At 62.3% G+C, this 18,629-nt stretch carries 13 protein-coding genes and 1 pseudogene; 11 read left to right on the top strand and 3 right to left on the bottom strand.

Annotated features, from left to right (window positions below; translation table 11 throughout):
* Positions 1-36: 36 nt before the first annotated feature.
* Genes ACFXS9_RS40935 through ACFXS9_RS40925 form a run of 3 tightly spaced genes read left to right on the top strand, consistent with a single transcriptional unit; the run spans position 37 to position 4,708 of the window.
* The gene (locus tag ACFXS9_RS40935; protein ID WP_392699125.1) at positions 37-1,836 is read left to right on the top strand and encodes an FAD-dependent oxidoreductase; all 1,800 of its coding nucleotides are present in this window, start codon (positions 37-39) and stop codon (positions 1,834-1,836) included.
* Positions 1,806-3,656: a 2-oxoacid:acceptor oxidoreductase subunit alpha gene (locus ACFXS9_RS40930; protein WP_392699123.1), complete on the top strand. Its 1,851-nt coding sequence runs from the start codon at positions 1,806-1,808 to the stop codon at positions 3,654-3,656. Before ACFXS9_RS40935 ends, ACFXS9_RS40930 begins: the two co-directional genes overlap by 31 nt.
* A complete protein-coding gene (locus ACFXS9_RS40925) occupies positions 3,653-4,708 on the top strand; it encodes a 2-oxoacid:ferredoxin oxidoreductase subunit beta (protein ID WP_392699121.1) in 1,056 nt (351 codons plus the stop codon). The genes ACFXS9_RS40930 and ACFXS9_RS40925 overlap by 4 nt, the downstream gene beginning before the upstream one ends.
* On the opposite strand, the gene ACFXS9_RS40920 is transcribed toward ACFXS9_RS40925, so the two are convergent.
* The 3 genes and pseudogenes from ACFXS9_RS40920 to ACFXS9_RS40910 all read right to left on the bottom strand — a co-directional run bounded on the left by ACFXS9_RS40920 (position 4,709) and on the right by ACFXS9_RS40910 (position 9,483).
* The gene (locus ACFXS9_RS40920; RefSeq protein WP_392699119.1) at positions 4,709-6,253 is read right to left on the bottom strand and encodes a SpoVR family protein; all 1,545 of its coding nucleotides are present in this window, start codon (positions 6,251-6,253) and stop codon (positions 4,709-4,711) included.
* On the bottom strand, positions 6,250-7,521 hold the full coding sequence (locus ACFXS9_RS40915) for a YeaH/YhbH family protein (RefSeq protein WP_392700287.1): 1,272 nt from the start codon (positions 7,519-7,521) through the stop codon (positions 6,250-6,252). The genes ACFXS9_RS40920 and ACFXS9_RS40915 overlap by 4 nt, the downstream gene beginning before the upstream one ends.
* A gap of 19 nt (positions 7,522-7,540) precedes the next feature.
* A pseudogene (locus ACFXS9_RS40910) lies at positions 7,541-9,483 on the bottom strand (PrkA family serine protein kinase).
* Positions 9,484-10,037: 554 nt separating this feature from the next.
* Here ACFXS9_RS40910 and ACFXS9_RS40905 point away from each other — a divergent pair.
* The 8 genes from ACFXS9_RS40905 to ACFXS9_RS40870 all read left to right on the top strand — a co-directional run bounded on the left by ACFXS9_RS40905 (position 10,038) and on the right by ACFXS9_RS40870 (position 18,623).
* Positions 10,038-10,433, top strand: a complete 396-nt coding sequence (locus ACFXS9_RS40905) for a hypothetical protein (protein WP_392699117.1) — start codon at positions 10,038-10,040, stop codon at positions 10,431-10,433.
* Positions 10,346-10,777, top strand: a complete 432-nt coding sequence (locus ACFXS9_RS40900; RefSeq protein ID WP_392700286.1) for a DsrE family protein — start codon at positions 10,346-10,348, stop codon at positions 10,775-10,777. The genes ACFXS9_RS40905 and ACFXS9_RS40900 overlap by 88 nt, the downstream gene beginning before the upstream one ends.
* A gap of 403 nt (positions 10,778-11,180) precedes the next feature.
* Positions 11,181-14,027, top strand: coding sequence for a bifunctional transaldolase/phosoglucose isomerase (locus ACFXS9_RS40895; RefSeq protein WP_392699115.1), 2,847 nt, complete (start codon positions 11,181-11,183; stop codon positions 14,025-14,027).
* A 12-nt stretch (positions 14,028-14,039) separates the two neighbouring features.
* Complete coding sequence (gnd, locus tag ACFXS9_RS40890) at positions 14,040-15,035, top strand: phosphogluconate dehydrogenase (NAD(+)-dependent, decarboxylating) (RefSeq protein WP_392699113.1); 996 nt, start codon at positions 14,040-14,042, stop codon at positions 15,033-15,035.
* A 6-nt stretch (positions 15,036-15,041) separates the two neighbouring features.
* Entirely contained in the window at positions 15,042-16,553 is a 1,512-nt protein-coding gene (zwf, locus tag ACFXS9_RS40885) for a glucose-6-phosphate dehydrogenase (protein ID WP_392699111.1), read from the top strand.
* 3 nt (positions 16,554-16,556) lie between these two features.
* Positions 16,557-17,312: a 6-phosphogluconolactonase gene (pgl, locus tag ACFXS9_RS40880; protein ID WP_392699109.1), complete on the top strand. Its 756-nt coding sequence runs from the start codon at positions 16,557-16,559 to the stop codon at positions 17,310-17,312.
* Complete coding sequence (locus tag ACFXS9_RS40875; protein ID WP_392699107.1) at positions 17,281-17,823, top strand: gluconokinase; 543 nt, start codon at positions 17,281-17,283, stop codon at positions 17,821-17,823. Before pgl ends, ACFXS9_RS40875 begins: the two co-directional genes overlap by 32 nt.
* Complete coding sequence (locus tag ACFXS9_RS40870) at positions 17,820-18,623, top strand: Cof-type HAD-IIB family hydrolase (protein WP_392699106.1); 804 nt, start codon at positions 17,820-17,822, stop codon at positions 18,621-18,623. Before ACFXS9_RS40875 ends, ACFXS9_RS40870 begins: the two co-directional genes overlap by 4 nt.
* Positions 18,624-18,629 lie beyond the last annotated feature (6 nt).

Raw genomic sequence — 18,629 nt, 5'->3', positions numbered from 1 at the left:
GGCCGCGTTTCCTAAGCTTGCGCGGACAAGGTAGGAATGAAACCGACTGATATCTCGGCTCCAGACTACTTTCATAAAGTGGTTGATTGCCAGTGGGCCTGCCCCGCACACACCCCGGTTCCCGAGTACATCCGTTTGATTGCCGAGGGGCGTTATAGCGACGCCTACATGATCAACTGGAAATCGAATGTGTTTCCCGGAATTCTGGGACGCACCTGCGATCGTCCATGCGAGCCCGCCTGCCGGCGCGGCCGCGTCGAGGAACACCCAGTTGCGATCTGCCGCCTGAAGCGCGTTGCCGCCGACTTCAAGGACGACGTCAAGCACCGCATGCCGAAGCCATCGGCGAAGAACGGCAAGCGCATCGCGCTGGTCGGCGGCGGGCCTGCGTCGCTTGCGGTGGCGCGGGACCTCGCACCGCTCGGCTATCACTGCACCGTGTTCGATGCCGATCCCAAGGCAGGCGGCATGATGCGGAGCCAAATTCCCAAGTTCCGCCTGCCGGACACCGTCATCGACGAGGAGACCGATTACATCCTCAACCTCGGCGTCGAGTTCAAGGGCGGCCACCGCGTCGACAGCCTGAAGAATCTGCTCAACGAGAACTACGACGCGATCTTTATCGGCTCCGGCGCGCCGCGCGGCCGCGAGCTCGACATCCCCGGCCGCAAGGAAGCTGCCGCCAACATTCACATCGGCATCGAATGGCTGGCATCCGTCTCGTTCGGCCATGTCGAGAAGATAGGCCGCCGCGTGATCGTGCTTGGCGGCGGCAACACCGCGATGGATTGTTGCCGCACCGCGCGCCGGCTCGGCGGCGAGGACGTCAAAGTGATCGTGCGCTCCGGCTTCGAGGAGATGAAGGCAAGCCCCTGGGAGAAGGAAGACGCCCTTCACGAGGATATTCCGATCCTCAACTACATGGTGCCGGTGGCATTCAAGCATGTAAGCGGCAAGCTGATCGGCGTCACCTTCCAGAAGGTGAAGGCCGAATACGATGCCAAGGGCCGTCGTAACCTGGTGCCCTCGGGCGAGCCTAACCAGACCATCCCTTGCGACGACGTGCTGGTCGCCGTCGGCCAGGAGAACGCGTTCCCCTGGATCGAGCGCGACTGCGGCATCGAGTTCGACAAATGGAACATGCCGCAGGTCGATCCCAACACCTTCGTATCGACCAATCCGAAAGTGTTCTTTGGCGGCGATGCCGCCTTCGGTCCGAAGAACATCATCTGGGCGGTGGCGCACGGCCACGATGCGGCGCTGTCGATCCACAAGATGCTCTCTGGCGAGGACATCAACGAGCGTCCGCTGCCCGAGGTAAACGTCTTCTCGCAGAAGATGGGCATCCACGAGTGGAGCTACGACAACGACATCTCCGGCGACAAGCGCTTCAAGGTGCCGCATCGCGACAAGGTGATTGCGCTAAAGGACATCAAGGCGGAGGTCGAGCTCGGCTATGACGTCAAGCTCGCGCTCGGCGAGGCGCAGCGCTGCCTGAACTGCGATGTGCAGACCATATTCTCGGCGCCCGCCTGCATCGAATGCGACGCCTGCGTCGACATCTGCCCGATGGATTGCATCACGTTTACAGAGAACGGCGAGGAGGACGACCTGCGGCAGCGGCTGAAAGCGCCGTCGCCGCGTCACGACCAGGCGCTCTATGTCGCCGAAGGGCTCAAGACCGGCCGCGTCATGGTGAAGGATGAAGACGTCTGCCTGCATTGCGGGCTGTGCGCCGAGCGTTGTCCGACCGGCGCCTGGGACATGCAAAAGTACCTCATCGATATGACTTACGCGGGATCAACATGTCAGTCAAAAGCCCGATCAGCAGCGTAAACGACTTCGTCGTCCGCTTCGCCAACGTCAACGGCTCGGGTTCAGCCAGCGCCAACGAACTGTTCGCGCGCTCGATCCTGCGCCACGGCGTACCGGTCTCACCGCGCAATATCTTCCCCTCGAACATTCAGGGGCTTCCGACCTGGTATGAGGTGCGCGTGACGGAGGCCGGCCATCTCGGCGCCCGCGGCGGCGTCGATTTGATGGTGGCGATGAACCCGCAGACCTGGGACAAGGACGTCGCCTCGATCGAACCCGGCGGCTATCTGTTCTACGATTCGACCAAACCGATGCCGTCGTCGAAATTCCGCGCCGACATCACCGTGATCGGCGTGCCGCTGACCGCAATCACCAATTCGACCTATACCGATCCGCGCCAGCGCCAGCTCTTCAAGAACATCATCTATCTCGGCGCGCTCTGTGCGCTGCTCGATCTCGATCCCAAGCTGGTCGAGCAACTGATCGGCGAACAGTACAAGGGCAAGGAAAAACTGCTGTCGTCGAATGTCCACGCGCTGCATCTCGGCCGCGACTGGGCACTGCAGAACCTGAAGTGCCCGATCGGTTTGCAGGTGAAGAAGTCCGACAAGGTCGGCGACCGCATCTTCATGGAAGGCAACAGCGCGGCGGCGCTGGGGGCGGTCTATGGCGGCGCCACCGTCTGCGCCTGGTATCCGATCACGCCGTCGTCGTCGGTGGCGGAAGCCTTCACGAGTCACTGCAAGAAGCTGCGGCACGACCCTGAAACGGGCAAGGCGAAATACGCGATCGTGCAGGGCGAGGATGAGCTCGCATCCATTGGCATCGTGATCGGCGCCTCCTGGAACGGCGCGCGGGCCTTCACCGCAACCTCCGGCCCCGGCATTTCCTTGATGACCGAATTCATCGGCCTGTCCTACTTCGCCGAAATTCCGGCCGTGATCATGAACATCCAGCGCGCCGGCCCCTCGACGGGCATGCCGACGCGCACCCAGCAATGCGACATCATCGCCTGCGCCTATGCCTCGCACGGCGATACCAAGCACGTGCTGCTGTTCCCGGAAGACCCGGCCGAAGCGTTCGAGTTCGCCGCACAATCATTCGATCTCGCCGACCGGCTGCAGACCATGATCTTCCTGATGCTCGACCTCGACATCGGCATGAACCACCGGCTGTGCCGCCCGCTGAAGTGGGACGACGCCAGGCAGTATGACCGCGGCAAGGTGATGACTGCGGAAATGCTCGATGAACCGGGGCGCGATTTTGGCCGCTATCTAGACGTCGACGGCGACGGTATTCCCTACCGCACCTATCCGGGCACGCATCCGACCAAGGGCTCGTTTTTCACCCGCGGCACCTCGCGCGACCGCTACGCGCGCTATTCCGAAGAAGGCGCCATCTACGCCGACAACATGCAGCGGCTCGTGCGCAAGTTCGAGACTGCGCAGGACATGGTGCCGCGGCCGCTGCAGGCCAACGCCGCCAAGCCGACCAAATACGGCGTGATCTATTTCGGCTCAACCTCGCCAGCGATGGACGAGGCGATCGGGATTCTGGAATCGCGCGGGCATCAGCTCGACCGCATGCGTATCCGCGCCTTCCCGTTCCACTCCAGCGTGGCGAGCTTCATCGCCGACCATGATTTCGTGTACGTGGTCGAGCAGAACCGCGACGCCCAGTTGCGGCAGTTGATCGTCAACGAGAACGGCATCGATCCGGTCCGGCTGGTGCCGATCCTGCACTATGACGGCACGCCGATCACCGCGCGCTTCATCGCCAACGCGATCGGCGACCACCAGGATCATCTGAAAGTGACCCCTCTCCGCAAGGCCGTGTCATGACCTACATTGCGAAACCGAAATTCCAGCATCCGGGCCTGCCGAAGAACGAACTCGGCTACACCCACCGGGATTACGAGGGGAAAGTTTCGACCCTGTGCGCCGGCTGCGGCCACGATTCGATCACCGCCTCGATCATCGAGGCCTGCTATGAACTCTCGATCGAGCCGCACCGGGTGGCAAAGATTTCCGGCATCGGCTGCTCGTCGAAGACGCCGGACTATTTCCTCGGCAATTCGCACGGCTTCAATTCGGTGCACGGCCGGATGCCGTCGGTCTTGACCGGCGCCAACCTCGCCAATCGCGACCTGATCTATCTCGGTGTCTCCGGCGACGGCGATAGCGCCTCGATCGGCTTCGGCCAGTTCGCGCATTCGATCCGGCGCGCCGTCAACATGACCTACATCGTCGAGAACAACGGCGTCTACGGCCTGACCAAGGGGCAATTTTCGGCGACCGCCGATCGCGGCTCGAAGTCGAAAAAGGGTGTGATGAATACCGACAACGCCATCGACCTGGTGGCGATCGCACTGCAATTGGGCGCGAGCTTCGTGGCGCGCAGCTTCTCCGGCGACAAGAGCCAGCTCGTGCCGCTGATCGCAGCCGCCATCCGGCACAAGGGCGCGGCGTTCATCGACGTCATCAGCCCCTGCATCGCCTTTAACAATCACGCCGGCTCGACCAAGAGCTTTGACTATGTCCGCGAGCATAACGATGCGGTCAACCGCCTCGACGTGCTCACCGGCCGCGACCCGATCACCGTCGAATATGCGCCGGGCATGGTGCAGGTGGTCGAGCAGCATGACGGCACGCGGCTGGCGCTGCGCAAGATCGACGCCGACTACGACGCCAACGACCGTCTGGCCGCCATGACCTTCCTGCAGAAACACGCCGCCAAGGGCCAGGTCGTCACCGGGCTGCTCTATGTCGATCCGGACGCGGAAGACCTCCACACCCATCTCGACACCGTCGAGACGCCGCTCAATACGCTCGAAGTCAAGGACCTGTGCCCAGGCTCGGCGGCGCTGGAAAAGATCAACGCAAGCCTGCGGTAGCTATGCTACCGCAGCGATCTTCCGCGGGTTTGCAACGTACTCCTTCAAGACCGTACCCGATGCATCGGCCTCGACGAGAGACACGTCGTAGGTCCAGAGATCGGCAAGGTGCTGCAGCACGCGCTTGGTGTCGGCCTCGGTGAGCTGTGCACCCTTCACCACGGTGTGGCGCAACATCAGGCGACGATCGCCGGCAAGGTCGACATCGACGACTTCGATATTCGGGTCGATGAAACCGACATCGTACTGCCGCGCCAGTTCGCGACGCAGCCGGCGGTAGCCGCGCTCGTCGTGGATGGCGTCGACCAGGATGCCGGAGCGCTCCTCCGGATCGTCATGCAGATGGAACATGCGGAAGTGCCGCATCAGCCGCGGGCTCATGAACTGGCTGATGAAGCTTTCATCGCGATAATTGGCCCAGATGTCGCGCAACACGCCCGTCGTGTCGCCGGTCCCGGCGATGTCCGGGAACCAATCGCGGTCCTCGGCTTCCGGATTGGTGACGATGCGCTCGATGTCCTGCATCATCGCAAATCCCAGCGCATACGGATTGAAGCCGGAATAGCGCGGATCGTCGAACTCGGGCTGGAACACGACGTTGGTGTGCGACTGCAGGAATTCAAGGAAATTGCCGTCCGTCAGCCGCCCCTGCTCGTGCAGCCGGCTTATGATGCGATAATGAACGTAGGTCGCCGTGCCCTCGTTCATCACCTTGGTCTGGCTCTGCGGATAGAAATACTGCGCGATGTGCCGCACGATCCGCAATATCTCGCGCTGCCAAGGCTTCAGCCGGGGCGCCGTCTTCTCGAGAAAATAAAGCAGGTTCTCCTGCGGCAGCCCGAGCATCGCGCGGCGGCGCTCCACATCCAGTACCGCGCCACTCTTGGCCGGGCCGGTGGGAACGGTGCGCCACAGATCGTTGAACTCCCTCTCCTCATGGGCACGGCGCCGGCCCGCCCGCTTTTCCTCCGCGCGAAGATCGAGGCTCTTCTTGCCGGGATAGCGATCGATGCCGTGCGACATCAAGGCGTGCGCGGCGTCGAGCGTATGCTCGACCGCCAGCCGGCCATGGCGCTCCTCGCAGTGCGCCACATAGCGCTTGGCGAATTCGAGATAGTCGAGAATGCCGTCGGCATCGGTCCATTGCTTGAACAGATAGTTGTTCTTGAAGAAGTGATTGTGGCCGAAGGCGGCATGCGCGATGACGAGCGTCTGCATCGTCGCGGTGTTTTCCTCCATGAGGTAGGATATGCACGGCGACGAGTTGATGACGATCTCGTAGGCCAGACCCATTAGCCCCTTGCGGTAGGACGCCTCCTGAAAGGCAAAGTGCTTGCCGAACGACCAATGCTTGTAGAACAGGGGCATGCCGACCGACGAATAGGCGTCCAGCATCTGCTCGGCGGTAATGACCTCGATCTGGTTGGGATAGACGTCGAGCCCCAATTCGTCCCGCGCAATCTGCTCGCAGGCGTCGCAGATCCGCTGCAGCGTTCGGAAGTCCCAGTCGGCCCCCTCAAACAGCAACTGGTCGGTCGTGGTCATGACCCGGTCCTTTCCTGCTGGCCACGGCGCTGGAAGAGATCGTGAAACACCGGGAAGATCTCGCTGCGTTCGTTGACCTTCCGCATCGACAGCGGCGCACCATTCGCACGCAAACCCTCGTAAAGGGTCCAGAGCGCCGAATTGGGCATTTCGTAGGACAGGCCGTTTTCCTGGCCGACTTCCAGGTAGGCAAAAAACTGGGTGACCGGCAGGATGTTGTCCGTGAGGAGCCGGCTCGCGACTTCGCCGTCCGCGTAGGAATTGTCCCCGTCGGAAGCCTGTGCAGCGTAGATGTTCCAGTCCGCCGGCCGGAACCGCGACCGCACAATGTCATGCATCGCCTGCAACGCGCTCGACACCAGCGTGCCGCCGGAAGCCGGCCCGTAAAAGAACGTCTGCTCGTCGACCTCTTCGGCGCGGTCGGTATGCCGGATGAAAACGATCTCGACGTGGCGATACCGCCGCTTCAGGAAGACGTAGAGCAGCATATAGAAGCGCTTGGCGAGATCCTTCATATGCTCGGTCATCGAACCGGAGACGTCCATCAGGCAGAACATGACAGCCTGCGCCACGGGCTTCGGCACCGTCTCGAAACGCCGGTACCGGATGTCGATCGGATCGATGAACGGGATGCGGCGCATCTTTGCCCTCAGGGCTTCGATCTCGGCCATGAGCTCGGCGCGACGCTCCTCGCTGCAATCCAAAAGCTCCGCTTCGAGGGCCTCCAGCACCTCCCGCCTCGGTCGCCGTAGCGCAACGCGCCGCGCCAGAGCGCGACTTACCGTTCGGCTCACCGAGATGTTGGCAGGCGATCCGGATGTTGTGTAACCGGCCCGGCGAATGCCTTCGCTCTCCACCTCAGCCAGCTTTCGCTTGGCAAGATCAGGCAATTCCAGGTCGTCCAGGAACAGGTCGACAAACTCGTCGCGGCTGAGAACGAAGCGGAACGTGTCTTCGCTGTCGCCCTCGCCCGCTCCTCTTCCCCTGCCGCCGCCCTGGTTGGGTCGCGGCAGGATGTCGCCTTCGACGAACTTCTTGTTTCCAGGCAGCACCATGTCGCGCGTGCCGCCTTCGCGGCGAAAACGCGGCTCGTCCATGCCATCGATCGGAACGCTGACCTCGCCGCCTTCCAGGACATCCTTGATGTCCCGGCTCTGCGACGATTTCTTCACAGCTCCCTGGACCAGCGCCTTGGCCCTGCGCAGAAAGCGCTGGCGGTTCTCAAGACTCTTGCTGCCTGGATTCAGGCGCCGGTCGACGATGTGAATAGCCACGTTTTCATCCGCCTCAGCCAGCCTGTTTTACGCGCATGTACCACTCGACCAGCCTGCGGACTTGCCGCTCGGTATAGCCGCGCTCGACCATGCGCGCGACAAAGTCGTCATGTTTCTTCTCGGTGTCACCGTCCTTCTTGGAGCCGAACGAAATGACCGGAAGCAGGTCCTCGACCTGGGAGAATATCCGCTTCTCTATCACTTCGCGAATCTTCTCGTAGCTGGTCCACGCCGGGTTCTTGCCGCCGTTCTGGGCGCGCGACCGCAGCGAGAACTTGACGACCTCGTTGCGGAAGTCCTTGGGATTGGCGATGCCGGCCGGCTTTTCGATCTTGGTCAGCTCCTGATTGAGCAGGTCGCGATCGAGCAGTTGTCCGGTGTCCGGATCCTTGAAGTCCTGATCCTCGATCCAGGCATCGGCATAATCGACATAGCGATCGAACAGGTTCTGGCCGTAGTCCGCATAGGATTCGAGATAGGCCTTCTGGATCTCGTTCCCGATGAATTCGGCGTAGCGCGGCGCCAGGTCCGCCTTGATGAATTCGAGGTAACGCTTCTCGACTTCGTCGGGAAGCTGCTCGCGCCGGATCGCCTGCTCCAGCGTGTACATCAGGTGGACCGCGTCGGCACCGACCTCGTTGGTGTCGTGGTTGAAGGTCGCGGCGAGAACCTTGAAGGCGAAGCGGGTCGAAACGCCGTCCATGCCTTCATCGACGCCGGCAGCATCCCTGTATTCTTGAACGCTGCGCGCCTTAGGATCCGACTCCTTCAGGCTTTCACCGTCGTAGATCCGCATCTTGGCGAACACGGTCGAATTTTCGTGCTTGCGCAACCGCGACATCACCGAGAAGCGCGCCATGGTTTCCAATGTGGCCGGGGCGCATGGGGCGGTGGCCAGTTCGGAGCTCTGGATCAGCTTCTCGTAGATCTTCTGTTCTTCGGTGACCCGCAGGACGTACGGCACCTTGATGACGCAGATACGGTCGATGAATGCCTCATTGTTCTTGTTGGCTTTGAAGCTTGTCCATTCGGCCTCGTTGGAGTGGGCGAGAATGACGCCGCTGAAGGGGATCGCACCGATGTTCTCGGTCCCGATATAGTTGCCCTCCTGCGTCGCCGTCAGCAGCGGATGCAGCATCTTGATCGGCGCTTTGAACATCTCGACGAATTCGAGAATGCCTTGGTTGGCGCGATTGAGGCCGCCCGAATAGCTGTAGGCGTCGGGATCGTTCTGGGCGAAGGTCTCCAGCTTGCGGATGTCGACCTTGCCGACCAGTGATGAGATATCCTGGTTGTTTTCGTCGCCAGGCTCGGTCTTTGCGATCGCGATCTGCCGCAGCCGCGACGGCTGGATCTTGGCGACGCGGAATTGCGAGATGTCGCCACCGAACGCTTCGAGCCGCTTGTAGCACCACGGACTCATCAGTCCGTTGAGGCGACGGCGCGGAATGCCGTACTTCTCCTCAAGCATCGGCCCGAGCGAATCCGGATCGAACAGGCTGAGCGGGCTTTCGAACACGGGGCTGAGTTCGTCGCCGGCCTTCAGCACGTAGATGGGGTGAACTTCCATCAACGATTTGAGGCGCTCGGCGAGCGACGACTTTCCGCCGCCGACGGGGCCCAGCAGATAGAGGATCTGCTTGCGCTCTTCGAGGCCCTGCGCGGCGTGGCGGAAGAACCCGACGATGCGCTCGATCGTGTCTTCCATGCCGTAGAAGCCCGCGAACGCCGGATAGAGCCGCATCGTGCGATTCAAAAAATACGGCCAAGGCGGGGGTCCTTGGCCGTGTCAATCATCTGGGGCTCGCCGATCGCAGCTAGTAGTCGTTCGGTCGCATTGGCATATCGCATCGGATCGTTTCGACACGACTCGAGATATTCCGCCATCGACATGTCGGCTTGACTTCGAGCTTCGAAGGACCGGGCGAAAGCATTGAACAGAGAATCGTTGTACATGATCCGTCTCTCCATGGTCACCTGTAAATGCCGGACGCACCACTAGGGTTCCAGTATCGGAGCGTCACAGCTTCCGTTCGCGAATCACCGTCAGCACATATGACGATTGGACACGCGAGCGACTTCACAATGCAATGCAATACTCATGCTAAGGGCCTCTACCTCGTAAAGATACGGTGCCATTTCGCTCGCGTTGTAGCCGGGCAGCAACATTTTTCACCGGGGAAGTACTGAGCAATATGTAAGGGGTTTTTTAGGGATTGTGAGCAGGTGCGGGGCTCGAATTTGCGCCGGCCCGGGCAAGGCGAAGGCGGCAAACGCTGTAAGCCCCGGGCTCTGAACCCGGGATAAACGCCGCATTTATCACGCATTCAGGCCTTTGGGCGGGCCGCGCTGACGCAAAATGGCCAAATATCCGTCAGGCCAGTCACCGACCTGAGCGTTTGAACGCACCCGGCGCCACCTGCAACTACCCGGCGCCACCTGCAACTAAAGTAATATGCCGCGCGTTTAATCCGAGTCTGCCATGAAATATCTCTGGATCGTTGCCACCGTTGCCTCCCCTCGCCGGAGCCAATGCCTGTCACGCCGAGAGCGTCGACAAAGCCAAGGCCACCGCATTCGACGGGCAAATGTTCGGCAGCCCGCTCAGCCAAAACCCGCTCAGCCAAAAGACGTATGCCTGCTTCGTGCGTCGTTATGACGCCAACCATCTGGCGCAGCATCCGAAGCAGAAGGTCGGCGCGATGAAGCTTTTGGTGACGGCCGAAGACGCGCCGGAAGACAAGACCGTCAATTATTCCTTCCGCCCCGGTTTCGCCACCGCGCGGGCAATTTCGATTCCAGCGGCTATTGCAATCACATTGTCGCCGAAAACACCGGCGGCGAAATTCGTCTCGGCTGCAGCATCGCCAGTGCGGCGAGCGAAGCAGCACCTTCGGCAAAATTGAAAGTGGTCTATCACCTCAACGATCTCGACAAGGTCAATTTCGTGCTCGGCAACATCCAGAACCATCTCGACGGGGTCGGTGGTCCCGACCATATCACGATCGCACTAGTGGTTCACGGCCAGGCGCTGCGGGCGTTTCATTCGGCTTCCGTCAGTCCCGACCTTTCCCGGCGTGTCGGTCAATTCTCCAAAGCCGGAATCGAGCTCGCCGCCTGTGGCAACACTATGAAATCCCAAAATGTCGCGCTGGAAGATTTGCTGCCGGGTTTCATTGCCGCCGACCGCGGCGGCGTGGTGCGGATCGCCGAGTTGCAGTCGCAGGGTTATCTTTACGTGAGGCCGTGAGGCGTCGCTGATTGACGTGAACAATTCACGTCGATCGCTCATTTGGACAATTTGGACGCCGCACTTTCGCCGCTCCATCGCGCTGAATACGTCTTGTGTTCTGATCCAGGCCGCACAAAATCGCGAGACAGCCCGGAGGCAAGAAACGACGGCTCGGGCTCCTTCACGACTTCGTGCAATGTGCCCGTCGGTGTCGCCATTCCGAACGCCGGCTCGACCGATCCGCCAGTATCGCGGCGGGCAAGAACGGACTTTTCCGGGATCGAACCGGAGCCGCTGGCGTTATCGTCCCGGACAGCCCCATTCCGCGCCGCTGCATGCCCAACCAAATGTTGACTTTCCGGCCCTGCCCCCGAAAGCTGCCGGAAGCCCAAAAATCGACCGATCGAACAGAACAGGCACCATGAATCCCGTCAAAGCACTCGAAAACCATGGCCAGGCAATCTGGCTGGACTTCCTCGCCCGCGGCTTCGTCGCCAAGGGCGACCTCAAGGCGCTGATCGATACCGACGGTGTCAAGGGCGTGACGTCGAATCCCTCGATCTTCGAAAAGGCGATCGGCAGTTCGGACGAATATGACGGTGCCATCAGCCGCGCTCTGAATGCGGGCGACCGCCCCGTCGCCGACCTGTTCGAGGCGCTCGCCGTCGAAGACATCCAGAACGCCGCCGACGTGCTGCGTCCGGTCTACGACCATTTGAACGGAAATGACGGCTTCGTCAGCCTTGAGGTCTCGCCCTATCTGGCAACGGATACCAAGGGGACCATTGCGGAAGCCCAACGGCTCTGGAAGGACGTCAAGCGTCAGAACTTGATGGTGAAGGTGCCGGCCACGCCGGAAGGCCTGCCCGCGATCGAACACCTGATCGGCGAAGGCATCAGCATCAACATCACACTGCTGTTCTCGCAAGACGTCTATCGCGAGGTGGCGGAGGCGTACATCGCGGGCCTGGAAAAATACGTCGCCAAGGGCGGCGATCCCTCTCACGTCGCCAGCGTCGCGTCTTTTTTCGTCAGTCGCATCGATACCGCCGTCGACAAGCAGCTCGACGAGAAGATCGCGAGGGCCAATGACCCCGGTGAGAAGGAGCGGCTGAGCGCATTGAAGGGTAAGATCGCCATCGCCAACGCCAAGCTCGCCTATCAGGACTACAAGCGGCTGTTCGCCGGCCCCCGGTGGGAGAAGCTTGCCGCCGAGGGCGCCAAGCCGCAGCGGTTGTTGTGGGCCTCCACCGGCACCAAGAACAAGGACTACAGCGACGTGCTGTATGTCGAGGAGCTGATCGGTCCCAACACAGTCAACACCGTGCCGCCGGCAACGCTCGATGCATTCCGCGACCATGGCAAGCTGAGAGACAGCCTCGAGGAGAATGTCGAGGACGCGCGCCGCGTGCTCGAAGAGCTCGAAAAATCCGGCATCTCGCTCGACGCCATCACGGCCGAGCTGGTCGAGGACGGCGTCAAGCTGTTCGCGGATTCTGCCGACAAGCTCTATGGCGCGGTCGCATACAAGCGTGCGACCTCGCTCGGCGGCGGCATCGACCGGCAGCAATTCGCGTTCGGCGATGGCATCGGCAAGGCCGTCGAGAAGAGCACCGAGGAGTGGCGCGCGTCGGCCAAAATCCGAAGGCTGTGGCAAAAGGACAATTCGGTCTGGACCGGCGACGACGAGAACAAGTGGCTGGGCTGGCTGAACAGCGCGGCCGCGGCCAACATTGCCGACTACGAGGATTTTGCCCGCCGCGTGAAGGGGCAGAATTTCAGCGACGCGGTCGTGCTCGGCATGGGCGGATCCAGCCTCGGACCGGAGGTGCTGGCGGAGACGTTTGCCAGGAAATCCGGTTTCCCGAAGCTGCATGTGCTCGATTCCACCGATCCCGCGCAGGTGCAGGCGATGGAGGAGACCGTCGACCTCGCCCACACGCTGTTCATCGTCTCCAGCAAGTCCGGCGGCACCACCGAGCCGAACGTGATGAAGGATTACTTCTTCGATCGCGTCGCCAAGACCATCGGCAAGGACAAGGCCGGCCATCGCTTCATCGCGGTCACGGATCCCGGCTCGTCCCTGGAGAAGGTCGCGATCAGCCAAGGCTTTGCCCGCATCTTCCATGGCGATCCCACGATCGGCGGACGCTATTCGGTGTTGTCGCCGTTCGGACTGGTCCCGGCGGCTGCCGCCGGCATTGACGTTCGCAGCCTGATCACGCACGCGCTCGCGATAGTACGTTCCTGCGGCGCCGACGTGCCGCCGCACGAAAATCCGGGCGTGCAGCTCGGACTGGCGATGGGCCTTGCCGGCCTCGACGGCCGCGACAAGGTGACGATCACCTCGTCGGAGAAGGTCGCGGATTTCGGCGCCTGGGCCGAGCAACTGATCGCCGAATCCACCGGCAAGGAAGGCAAGGGCCTGATCCCGATCGACGGCGAGCCGCTCGGCGACCCCTCGCTTTACGGCGACGACCGCTTCTTCATCGATATCCGGACCGAGGGCGAGGATGACGCTTCACATGATGATCGGCTCAAGGCGCTCGAGGCCGCCGGACATCCCGTGGTTCGCATCGTCATGAAGTCGATCGACCATATCGGTCAGGAGTTTTTCCGGTTTGAGATGGCGACCGCCGTCGCGGGCGCGGTCCTCGGCATCAATCCGTTCAACCAGCCCGATGTAGAAGCGGCCAAGATCAAGACGCGCGAGTTGACGCGTGCGTTCGAGAAGACCGGATCGCTGCCGGCGGAGGAGCCGGTGATTTCGACCGACGAGGCTGATCTTTACACCGACGAGCACAATGCGGCCGAGCTGCGCAAGGCCGGCGCCGACGGCACGCTCGGCTCCTGGGTCAAAGCGCATCTTTCGCGCTCCGACGGCGGCGACTATGTCGCCCTGCTCGCCTATATCGCGCGCAATCCCAGCACGATCGGCTCGCTGCAAAAGATGCGGCTTGCGGTGCGCGACAAGCATCATCTGGCGACCTGCGCCGAATTCGGCCCGCGCTTTCTGCACTCGACCGGCCAGGCCTATAAGGGCGGCCCCGACAGCGGCGTGTTCCTGCAGATCACGGCCGACGATGCCGAGGATTTGCCGGTGCCCGGACAGAAAGCGAGTTTCGGCATCATCAAGGCGGCGCAGGCGCGCGGCGATTTCGACGTGCTCACCGAACGCGGCAGGCGTGCGCTGCGCGTCCATCTCAAGGGCGATCTCGGGTCGGGGCTGTCTGCGCTCGATGCTGCGATCGCAGAGGCGATCAGTTAAGGAAGTCAGGATATGCAACTCGGCATGATCGGCCTCGGCCGGATGGGCGGCAACATCGTCCGCCGGCTGATGAAGAATGGCCACACCGCCGTGGTCTACGACAAGGACGCCAAGGCGGTCGCCGCACTCGCGGCGGAAGGCGCAACCGGCGCTGACACGCTGGAAGATTTCGTGGCGAAACTGGAGAAGCCGCGCACCGCCTGGGTAATGCTCCCGGCAGGCAAGATCACCGAGACCACCATCGACGCATTGGCAAAACTGATGCAGCCCGGCGACGTCATCATCGATGGCGGGAACACGTTCTGGCAGGACGACGTCCGCCGCGGCGCGGCGCTGAAGGCAAAAGGCCTGCACTACCTCGACGTCGGCACCAGCGGCGGCGTCTGGGGCATCGAGCGCGGCTACTGCATGATGATCGGCGGCGATAAGATGGTGGTCGACCGGCTCGATCCGATCTTCAAGACGCTCGCGCCGGGCGCGGGCGACATACCGCGCACACCGGGACGCCAGGGCCGCGACCCGCGTGTCGAGCAGGGCTATATCCATGCCGGGCCGTCCGGCGCCGGACACTTCGTCAAGATGATCCATAACGGCATCGAATACGGCCTGATGCAGGCCTATGCCGAAGGATTTGATATCCTGAAGAACGCCAACGTCGACGCGCTGCCGCCAGAGCATCGTTTCGAGTTCGACATGGCCGACATTGCCGAGGTGTGGCGGCGCGGCAGCGTGATCCCCTCCTGGCTGCTCGACCTCACCGCTTCCGCGCTCGCCGAAAACCAGACGCTCGACACCTACTCAGGCTTTGTCGAAGATTCCGGCGAAGGCCGCTGGACGGTCAACGCGGCGATCGACGAAGCTGTGCCGGCCGAAGTGCTGACGGCGGCGCTCTACGCGCGCTTTCGTTCGCGCAAGGACCACACCTTTGCGGAAAAAATTCTTTCCGCGATGCGAGCCGGTTTCGGCGGCCACAAGGAGCCGCCGAAGAAGCCCACTGCAAAGGCGTGAGCGGTCATGGCGGTCGGTCAAACAACACAGAAGAAGCCCGATCCCTGCTCCTTCGTCATTTTCGGCGTCACCGGCGACCTCACGCACCGGCTGATCATCCCTGCCCTGTATAATCTAGCCGCCAGCGATCTCCTGCCGGATAGGTTCTGCCTGGTCGGCGTCGCTCGCAAGGGCATGACGAGCGACAGGCTGCGCGAGAGCCTGATGAAGGGCCTGCGCCAGTTCGCGACCCGGCCGGTGGAGGACGCGATTTCGCGTCGTCTTTTGGACTGCCTGACCTGTATCGAAGCCGATCCGAAGGATCCCGCGTCGTTCGACGCGATGAGCAAGCAGCTCGGAGAGCTGGAGGCCGCGCGAAACACCGGCGGCAACCGCCTGTTCTACTTGGCAACCCCGCCGAACGCCTTCCTGCCGATCAGCCGCGAGTTGGGCCGCACCGGCATGCTGGCCGAGAACGCCGCGTGGCGGCGGCTGGTGGTGGAAAAGCCGTTCGGCACCGATCTCGCTTCCGCCAAGGCGCTGAACGGCGAATTGCTAAAGCTCGTCGATGAGCACGAGATCTACCGGATCGACCACTATCTCGGCAAGGAAACGGTGCAGAACATTTTGGTGCTGCGCTTCGCCAACGGCATGTTCGAGCCGATCTGGAATCGCAACCATATCGACCATGTCCAGATCACGGTCAACGAGCAGCTCGGCGTCGGCCACCGCGGCAGCTTTTACGACCAGACCGGCGCGCTGCGCGACATGGTGCCGAACCATCTGTTTCAACTGCTGTCACTGGTCGCAATGGAGCCGCCGATCCGGTTCGACGCGCATTCGGTCCGCACCGAAAAGGCGGACGTGCTGGCCGCGATCCAGCTCCAGAGCGAGGCCGAGGCGCTGCGGAATTCCGTGCGCGGCCAATATCTGGCCGGCCGGATCGGAGATAACGAGATTGCGGACTATCGCAAAATCGAAGACGTCGCGGCCGGCAGTACGACCGAAACCTATGTGGCGCTGAAGCTGATCATCGATAATTGGCGCTGGGCGGGCGTTCCCTTCTATCTGCGCACCGGCAAGGCGCTCGGCGTCAAGCGCACCGAAGTCGCGATCAAGTTCAAGCAGGCGCCGTTCGCGATGTTCAACTGCACGCCGGTGGAACGGCTGGCGCAGAATTACCTCGTGATCGGGGTCGCGCCGAACGAAGGCATCGCGCTGCAGTTCAACACCAAGGTGCCCGGCCCCTCGGTCCTGATCGACGGCGTCGAGATGAAGTTTCGCTACAAGGACTATTTCAAGGCGGAGCCTTCGACCGGCTACGAGACGCTGATCTATGACTGCATGACCGGCGACAACATCCTGTTCCAGCGCGCCGACAGCGTCGAGGCCGGCTGGAAGGCGGTGCAACCATTCCTCGACGCCTGGAAGAAGGCGGGGGCCGAGGGCCTGCAGACCTACAAGGCCGGCAGCGAAGGTCCGCAGGAAGCGAACGAACTGTTGACCCGCGAAGGCCGAAGCTGGCGAAAGCTCGGGTGAGCGATGACAGCGAACGACAATCGCCGCGTGATCGCGGTCGCCGATCCGGCCGCACTGGCCGAGGCCGCGGCCGAACGCGTGCTGGCCAGGATCGAGGCCAATAGCGGCCGCGTGGCGATTTGCCTGACCGGCGGATCCAGCCCCAGACAGCTTTATCAATTGCTCGCAACCGATGCCTATCGCAGCCGGATCCCGTGGCAGCGCGTGCACTGGTTCATTGGCGACGAGCGCTTCGTGCCGGCGGACGATCCACTCAACAACATGGGCATGGCGCGAGAGCTTTTTCTGGATAGCTGCGCGCCGGCGGCAAACATCCATCCGATTCCGACCGCGACCGCCGACCCGACCGATCCGGACCGCTGCGCCGCGCTTTACGAACGGGAACTGCAATCGTTTTATGGGGCAGACACGCTCGATCAAGCCCGCCCCTTGTTCGATCTCGTGTTGATGGGTGTAGGTCCCGATGGCCACACCGCATCGCTGTTTCCCGGCGATCCCGCGCTCGATGAGACCGCGCGCTGGGTGGTCGGCGTGCCACGCGCGAATGTCGAGCCATTCGTCCCGCGGGTCACCCTCACGCTGCCCACCCTTGCCTCCTGCCGCGAAATGCTGTTCGAGATTGCGGGCACCGAGAAGCATGCGATCTTGACGCGCCTCTTTGCACGCGAGAACCTGCCTGCCAATCGTGCGCGATCCACCGGCGAGACGGTCTGGCTGGTGGACCGGGATGCGCTTCCGGAGGATTTTGGTGGGCGATAGGACTCCCAGCGCGCTGGTGGTGATGGGCGTTTCCGGTTCGGGCAAGAGCACCATCGCCGATCGTCTCGCAAGACGCCTCGGCTGGCGCTATGAGGACGGCGACCGGTTTCACCCGCCAGCCAATGTTGCGAAGATGAGCGCCGGCCACCCGCTGACCGACGAGGACCGCTGGCCGTGGCTGCGGGCAATCGCCGACGAAATCGACCGCCTCTCAGCGTCCGGTGAGCACGCCGTGATCGCCTGCTCGGCATTGAAGCGCGGCTATCGCGACATTCTCGTGCACGGCCGCGACGATGTCCGAATCGTATTTCTCGACGGAACGCAGGACCTGATCGCGGCCCGGCTCGCCGCCCGCAAGGGACATTTCATGCCGCCGGGCCTGCTCGCCAGCCAATTCAGGACGCTGGAGCCGCCGGGCGCCGGCGAGCGGCCGATCATTGTATCGATCGATGCCCCGGTCGAGAACATCGTGGATGACATCGTCGGTCAATTGAACCTGGTCCCCCAATGACACGTATCGCGCTCGTTGTTTCCGACGTCGACGGCACTCTGTTGACGCACGACAAGATCCTGACCGATGGCGCCAAGGCAGCCGTTCGCAAGCTGCATGCGGCCGGCATCGGTTTCACCATCGTCTCCAGCCGGCCGACCATCGGCATGGGTTTTCTGATAGAGCCGCTTTCGATCACGCTTCCCGTCGGCTCCTTCAACGGCAGCTCGATCGTCGATGCCGGGCTCAAACCGATCGAGCAGCATTTGATCGGCGCAACCGTGGCCCAGCGCAGTCTCGACGTGCTCAATGCCTTCGGCGTGGATATCTGGCTGTTCACCAACCAGCGCTGGTATACGCGCAATCCCGACGGCGAGTACGTCCCGCACGAGAAGCTGGCCATCAAGGCCAATCCGACCATCGTCACCGACTTCACGCCGCATCTTGCGGAGACCTGCAAGATCGTCGGCGCCAGTTCGGATGCTGAGCTGTTGCAGCGCTGCGAGGTGGCAATGCAGCAGGCGCTCGGCCGGGAGGTCGTCGCGGTTCGCTCGCAGACCTATTATCTCGACGTCACGCCGCCCGGTCACGACAAGGGCACCTTCGTGGACGCCATGATCAGCCGGCTGGGCGTTTCGGCAGCAGCGGTCGCGACCATCGGCGACATGGAGAACGATCTTCCGATGTTTGCCCGAAGCGGCGTTTCGTTTGCGATGGGCAATGCGGCCGAAGGCATCAAGAAGCACGCGACGCATGTCACCGACAGCAACGAGCGCGACGGATTCGCGGCGGCGATCGAGACCGTGCTGCGGCTCGGATAGATCCCG

This window comes from Bradyrhizobium sp. RDI18 (assembly GCF_043203335.1).
GTDB classification, from domain to species: domain Bacteria; phylum Pseudomonadota; class Alphaproteobacteria; order Rhizobiales; family Xanthobacteraceae; genus Bradyrhizobium; species Bradyrhizobium retamae.
Note: the sequence above shows the minus strand (reverse complement) of the source record. Positions and strands in the feature narration are given on the sequence as shown.